General features: G+C 73.4%; 6 protein-coding genes. 1 reads left to right on the plus strand and 5 read right to left on the minus strand.

Features of this window, described 5'->3' with window-relative positions:
• Positions 1-104: 104 nt before the first annotated feature.
• From ACFSL4_RS14540 to ACFSL4_RS14560, 5 genes are read right to left on the minus strand one after another with little or no spacing between them, the layout of a single operon-like run.
• Positions 105-1,415 carry a DUF58 domain-containing protein gene (locus ACFSL4_RS14540; RefSeq protein WP_381082497.1) on the minus strand — a complete coding sequence of 437 codons (1,311 nt, stop codon included), beginning with the start codon at positions 1,413-1,415 and terminating at the stop codon, positions 105-107.
• Positions 1,415-2,404 carry an AAA family ATPase gene (locus tag ACFSL4_RS14545; RefSeq protein ID WP_381082552.1) on the minus strand — a complete coding sequence of 330 codons (990 nt, stop codon included), beginning with the start codon at positions 2,402-2,404 and terminating at the stop codon, positions 1,415-1,417. The genes ACFSL4_RS14540 and ACFSL4_RS14545 overlap by 1 nt, the downstream gene beginning before the upstream one ends.
• On the minus strand, positions 2,404-3,594 hold the full coding sequence (locus ACFSL4_RS14550; protein ID WP_381082499.1) for a DUF4350 domain-containing protein: 1,191 nt from the start codon (positions 3,592-3,594) through the stop codon (positions 2,404-2,406). Before ACFSL4_RS14550 ends, ACFSL4_RS14545 begins: the two co-directional genes overlap by 1 nt.
• Positions 3,591-4,307 carry a DUF4129 domain-containing protein gene (locus ACFSL4_RS14555; protein ID WP_381082501.1) on the minus strand — a complete coding sequence of 239 codons (717 nt, stop codon included), beginning with the start codon at positions 4,305-4,307 and terminating at the stop codon, positions 3,591-3,593. Before ACFSL4_RS14555 ends, ACFSL4_RS14550 begins: the two co-directional genes overlap by 4 nt.
• Before the next feature lie 4 nt (positions 4,308-4,311).
• Positions 4,312-5,649, minus strand: coding sequence for a DUF7847 domain-containing protein (locus ACFSL4_RS14560; protein WP_381082554.1), 1,338 nt, complete (start codon positions 5,647-5,649; stop codon positions 4,312-4,314).
• 140 nt (positions 5,650-5,789) lie between these two features.
• On the opposite strand from ACFSL4_RS14560, the gene mtnA reads away from it, so the two are divergent.
• The coding region (gene mtnA / locus ACFSL4_RS14565; RefSeq protein WP_381082556.1) for an S-methyl-5-thioribose-1-phosphate isomerase at positions 5,790-6,804 on the plus strand (1,015 nt) is incomplete at its 3' end.

Consider the following 6,804-nt stretch of genomic DNA (forward strand, 5'->3'; position numbering starts at 1 on the left):
TGTGGGAGAGTAGGACGCCGCCGAACTAATTGTGGGAGAACCCCGCACCTCATGGTGCGGGGTTTTCTGCGTTCAGGGGGCGGTCGGCCCCCCTCCCGCACTGATCAGAGCCGGCCCGCCGCTTTCAGCGCCAGATACGCGTCCGCCAGGGCCGGTGCCAAGTCCTCCGGTGTCGCGTCCACGACCGTGACCCCGTGGCGGCGCAGTTGCTCGGCCGTGCGTGTGCGTTCCGCCTGGGCCTGAGCGGCCGCGGCAGCGTCGTACACCGCATCGGTGGTGCCTCGGGCGGTCGCCATGCGGGCGATGTACGGGTCCCCCACGGAGGCCAGCAGCACCGTGTGACGCTGGGTGAGGCGTGACAGCACGGGAAGGAGGCCCTCCTCGACGGGGGCCGCGTCCAGGGTGGTCAGCAACACGATCAAGGACCTGCGTGGTGCCGTGCGCAGTGCGGTGGCCGTGAGACCGCGGGCATCCGTCTCGATGAGTTCCGGCTCCAGCGTCGCCATCGCGTCGACCAGCGAGGGCAGGACTTCGCGGGCGGCGCGGCCCTGGACCAGGGCGCGTACCCGGCGGTCGTAGGCGAGCAGGTCCACGCGGTCGCCGGCCCGGGAGGCCAGGGCAGCGAGCAGGAGTGCCGCGTCCATGGACGCGTCCAGGCGCGGTGCGTCGCCGACCCGTCCGGCCGAGGTGCGGCCCGTGTCCAGGACGATGAGGATGTGGCGGTCCCGTTCGGGGCGCCAGGTGCGCACGGCGACCCGGCTCTGGCGGGCCGTCGCACGCCAGTCGATGGACCGCGTGTCGTCCCCGGGGACGTAGTCGCGCAGACTGTCGAACTCCGTGCCCTCACCGCGGGTGAGCACGCTGGTGCGGCCGTCGAGTTCGCGAAGGCGGGCCAGCTTGGAGGGAAGGTGTTTGCGGCTGGTGAAGGCGGGCAGCACCCGTACCGTCCACGGGACCTCGTGGGTGCCCTGACGGGAGAAGAGTCCGAGCGGGCCGTAGGAACGGATCGTGACGCGGTCGGCGTGGCGGTCGCCGCGACGGGTGGGGCGCAGACGCGTCGTCAGACGGCGGCGTTCGCCCGGAGGGACCGTCAGACGGTTCCGTGACGCCGCTGCTTCGGTGCCGGGCAGCCAACTGCTCGGCGGCCAGGCATCGCGGAGGTGGGCCCGCAGAGGGCGTCCGGAAGGGTTGGTGACCGTCAGTGTCACGTCGGCCGTTTCACCCAGGCGCACGGAGGTGTCCCCGGAGCGGGTCAGGCCCAGCCGGCGTACGGGTGCCGCGAGCGCGAAGTCGCAGGCGCAGGCCAGGGCGAGCGTGCCGTTGACGGCGAGGACGCCCGTCCAACCAGGTTCCCAGATGCCGATCGGGAGGGTGCCGAGTGCCGCGAGGAGCGCGGCGCGTCCGGTGAGCGCCATCAGCGGGGCACGGGGACGTGGGTGAGGACCGCGTTGATGACGGAGTCGGCGGTCACGCCCTCCATCTCCGCCTCGGGGCGGAGATGGACACGGTGACGGAGCGTTGGAAGAGCGAGCGCCTTCACATCGTCGGGGATGACGTAGTCCCGGCCGGTCAGCCACGCCCAGGCGCGGGCCGTGGCGAGCAGGGCCGTGGCGCCGCGTGGTGACACACCGAGCGTGAGGGACGGGGATTCGCGGGTGGCGCGGCAGATGTCCACGACATAGCCGGTGATCTCGGGGGAGACCGTCGTCTTGGCGACGGCGGCGCGCGCGGCTTCGAGGTCGGCGGGGCCTGCCGCCGGGCGTACGCCGGCGGCGCGCAGGTCGCGCGGATTGAAGCCCCCGGCGTGCCGGGTGAGGACGTCGATCTCGTCCTGACGGGATGGGAGAGGGATCGTCAGTTTGAGCAGGAAACGGTCCAGTTGGGCTTCGGGGAGGGGGTAGGTGCCCTCGTATTCGACCGGGTTCTGCGTGGCCGCCACCAGGAACGGCTCGGGAAGCGGGCGCGGGGTGCCGTCGACGGTGACCTGACGCTCCTCCATGGCTTCGAGGAGGGACGACTGCGTCTTGGGCGGGGTGCGGTTGATCTCGTCCGCGAGGAGCAGGTTGGTGAAGACCGGGCCGGGCTGGAAGGAGAACTCGGCGGTCCGGGCGTCGTAGACGAGGGAGCCCGTGACGTCGCTGGGCATCAGGTCGGGGGTGAACTGGACGCGTTTCGTGTCGAGTTCGAGAGCGGACGCGAGGGCGCGGACCAGCAGCGTCTTGGCGACCCCGGGGACACCTTCCAGCAGGACGTGTCCGCGGCACAGGAGGGCGACGACGAGGCCGGTCACGGCGGGGTCCTGGCCGACCACGGCTTTGGCGATCTCGGCGCGCAGAGCTTCCAGGGAGGCGCGGGCGGCGCCTGGATCCCCGGTGTGCCCGGCGTTGTCAGTGGTCGGGTCCATCATGGACGGCGTACCTCTCTTTCGAGGGCGTCGAGTTGGTCGGCGAGGGCGATCAGGGCCGCGTCGTCGCCGGGCGGCGGGCCGAAGAGGAGGGTGTGCAGGGACTGTCCGTCGGCGCGGAGGTGGGCGGACAGCGCGGGGAGCAGGGCCTCGGACGCGTGCGCCTGAGCGGCGGGAATGCCCACGAGAGGGGCGAGGCGCGTGCGGGTGGCGGTACGAAGAGCGGCAGCGGCGCGATCGCGTGCGGCGGCCTTGCGGTAGAGGCGGGCGCGGCCTTCGACGGTTTCGGAGGCGCGGATCGCGACGGGGAGTTTCTCCGGTACGAGAGGGCCGAGACGGCGTGCCCGCCACAGGGCCGCCAGGGCGGCGGCGATGAAGAGCTGCAGGGTGCCCCAGAGCCAGCCGGAGGGAAGCAGGTCGAACAGGCCCTGCCCCGAGTCGGTGGCCGTGGCGTCGGAGAGCGAGGGGAGGTACCAGACCAGGTGGGAGCGGGAACCGAGCAGTTGCAGGGCGAGCGACGCGTTGCCGTGCTCGTCGAGGCGGTCGTTGTACAGGATGTCGGGCGCGCCGAGGACGACGGTGTCGCCGGGTCCGGAAGCGGCCGGGAGACGCAGCAGGGTGGGCAGGCCGTCACTGGGGTAGCAGGTGTCGGCGCGGGTGTCGCTCGTGAGGTAGCGGATTCCACCGGTGTCGGCGCTGCCCGCTCGACGGGCCGCGGGCAGTGCGCAGGAGGGGGCCAGCAGCGAGTCGTAGCTGATGGAGGGGTCGGCCGACACCCCGTGGGCGAGGACGCCGAGCGACGCGCGGGGCGCGACCAGGACGGTCCGGCCGCCGGAGTCCTGCGTCGCCTCGTGCACCAGGTTCTGCTGGCCGCGGGTCAGCAGATCGGGTACGGCGATCAGGAGCGTGGTGTCCGTGCCTGTCGACGTGCGTGCCTCGTCGAGGGTGGTGACCACGCGCGTGGACACACCCCGGTCGGCGAGGAGCTTGGTGACGGCCCGGCTGCCGTACGGGTCGGCGGAGCGCGGGTCGAGGCGCCCGTGCTGGGCGCCGGATCGGATCACTGCGATCGCGACCGCGCCTATCAGGAGGAGCACGACGCCCAGTACGACACCTCGTGCCCGGGTCCACGCCTGGCGCGCGGTGGGCGAGGCCGACGTGGACTCGGGACGCGTGGCCTCGGCGGTCATCCGGCGGCTCCCTGGTGCGGGTCGTGGGCCGTGGCGCGGGCGCTGCCGGTCAGCTGCGGCCTGGCGCGCTCCAGGTCGTCGTCGAGCGCGGCGAGCCGGCGGTACGTTCCCTCGCCAGCGGCCCGGCCGCCGTATGTGACGTCGTCGAAGTCCCGGGCGGCGGAGCGCAGCCGGTCCGCGTGGCCGGGCAGGGTACGGCCGGCTTCGGAGGCGGCCTCGTCCGCTGTGCGGCCGGGGCGTACGTCGAGGAGGGCGCGCTCCTCCAGGGAGCGGACGACGGCGCGCATGCGTTCCTGGACGGCTTGGTTCCAGTGGCCCTGGGCGGCGTGCGCCTCGGCGGCCGCGCGGTGTTCGGCGGCGCTGCGCGGGCGGTCGTCGAAGAGCGCCGCGGACGAGGTGGCCATCCGGTGCGGGGTGCCGAGGCGCCACCACAGGGCACCGACGAGCGCCAGTACCACCAGCACGATGACGAGGAGGCCGACCCAGCCGCCGGGCATCGCGCCCGATGCCGCGCCGAAGAGCCCGTCGACCCAGTTCCAGAAGGCGTTCAGGGCACGCTGCAGCGGGCTCGGGTCGTTCTCGTGGTACATCTGCTTGGACAGCTCACGCCGGGCCGCCTCCCGGGCGGGATCGCGTGAGACGGTCACCGGTGGTTCGTCGCCCGAGTGCCACAGCACCGGTACGACTCTCAGTACTCCCCCCGCCAGGCTCATCGCATCAGCTCCCCGGGACAGTGCCGTGGCCGTCGGAGCCGTGGCCCGGGACGCCGGCGGCGCGCGCCAGATCGAGGTCGAGGGCCTCACGGCGGATGCGCTGGTCGATGTAGAGCAGCACGGTCACGCCGGCGGTGACGGGGAAGGTGAGCATGCGTGCGATCACCGAGCCGATCCCGCTGACGATGAGGAACGTCCAGCCGGGGCTGCCGGTGCCGTTGACGAGGCTGCCGAGGCCGCCGTCGCTGAACGCTCCGGCGAGGACGGCGAAGGGGATCACGATGATCCACCCGATGATGACCGCGATGACCTGCGCGAGCGCCCGGATGCCGAAGACCCGCCACCACGAGCCGCGCACCAGCTTGGCGGAGCGCCTCATGGATGCGCCGATGCCCTGCTTCTCCAGCATCAGCGCGGGCGAGGCGAGCGAGAAGCGGACCAGGAGCCACAGGGCGACGACGACGCCGCCGAGACCGCCGAGGACCGCCAGCGGGGCACCCGCGCCGGGCGAGCCGGCCACGGCGATGAGGATGCCGGGGAGCGTCCCGCCGACCACGATCGCGGCCCCCATCAGCACCAGCAGGAACGTGAGGGCGAACAGCTTCGCCATCTGAGGGCGGGCGTCGCGCCACGCCTCGGCGGCGCTCACCGGCCTGCCGAGGACAGCCCGACTGGTGACGGTCGTGAGCAGACCCGTCACCACGATGGTTCCCAGCAGGACGACCAGGGAGATGGCACCGGTGCTCAGCGTCACGTCGCCCAGGGCGCGGCCCACCTCGCGCGCGGAGGCACTGGGGTCGTTGAGGGTTTGTGTACTGGCGCTGTCGTCGAGGGCGAACCCCTGGAGCAGGATGGCGGAGATCTCCGTGAAGACCGCGACTACGAGCGAGATGCCGAGGACCGTGCGCCAGTGGGCGCGCATGGTGGAGACGGCGCCGTCGAGGATCTCACCGACGCCGAGCGGGCGCAGCGGGATCACGCCGGGCTTCGCGGCGGGTGGCGGGCCCCAGCCGCCCCAGCCCGAGGAGCCGCCGAAGCCCTGACCGGGGCCGCCCCAGCCGCGGCCTCCGTATCCGCCCGGGCCGGCGGGAGGACGGCCGCCGCCCCAGCCCGGGCCTGGTGGAGGCGGTGGCGGTGGCGGGGCCTGGCGGGGGTCCTGGGGGAGAGGAGCGGTCCACTGCCCGGGCGGGGGCTGCTCCTTGGACCATGTGGTCGGCGGCTGCGGCTGACGGGCACTGCCCTGGTCCGAGGGCTGCTCCGGGGACTGCGCGCCGGAGGTGCCCGGCTGCTGCCCGTCGGAGGGGGCAGATCCGGGCGAGGCCCAGCCCGGAGTGTCGTTCATCATCGCTCCTTCACGGTGCCCGTCCGCGGGCGCGGCGGCGAGTTGGCAGCCATCGTGCCACGCTGCGTGCGCCGGGAGACCGGGGGTGGTGCGGGCTGCACGCCTTCAATTGTCGGCCCGGTAGAGGGCAGACTGACCGCATGGCTGATCAGTACGCGCAATCCGGCGAGGGTAACCAGTCGGCGGGGATACCCGTCATCCGCTGGGACGAACCGCCCGAAGGGCCCGTGCTGGTCCTTCTCGACCAGAGGAGGCTACCGGCCGAGGAGGTCGAGCTCGTGTGCACGGACGCGCCCGCGCTGGTGGACGCGATCCGCACCCTGGCCGTGCGCGGGGCGCCGCTCCTCGGGATCGCCGGCGCGTACGGCGTCGCGCTCGCCGCCCTGCGCGGCTTCGAGGTGGAGGAGGCGGCAGCCGCTCTCGAGGGAGCCCGGCCCACCGCGGTGAACCTGGCCGTGGGCGTGCGCAGGGCCCGGGCCGCGTACCGGGCCGCGCTCGCCGACGGCGGTGATCAGCGGCAGGCCGCTGAGGCGGCGCTCGTTGCGGCGCGGGAACTGCACCGGGAGGACGCCGAGGCCAGCGCCCGGATGGCGCGGCACGGTCTCGCACTGCTGGACGAGCTGCTGCCCGGCGGTGGGCACCGGGTGCTGACGCACTGCAACACCGGGGCGCTGGTGTCCGGTGGGGAGGGCACGGCGTTCGCGGTGGCGCTCGCGGCGCACCGGGTGGGGCGGCTGCGCAGGCTGTGGGTGGACGAGACGCGGCCGTTGCTGCAGGGTGCTCGGTTGACGGCGTACGAGGCGGCCCGCAACGGGATGGCGTACACGCTGCTCACGGACAACGCGGCGGGCTCCCTGTTCGCCGCCGGCGAGGTGGACGCGGTCCTGATCGGGGCGGACCGGATCGCGGCCGACGGCTCGGTGGCGAACAAGGTGGGGAGCTATCCGCTCGCGGTGCTGGCCAGGTACCACCATGTGCCGTTCATCGTGGTGGCGCCGGTGACGACGGTGGATCCGAACACACCGGACGGGGCGTCCATCGAGGTCGAGCAGCGGCCCGGCCACGAGGTGACGGAGGTGACGGCACCCCGGGCGCCGGTGCTGGGGGGAGGAGCGGAAGCGGGAGGCGGGATACCGGTGGCACCCCTGGGAACCC

Source organism: Streptomyces caeni (genome assembly GCF_042678285.1).
Taxonomy (GTDB): Bacteria; Actinomycetota; Actinomycetes; order Streptomycetales; family Streptomycetaceae; genus Streptomyces; species Streptomyces caeni.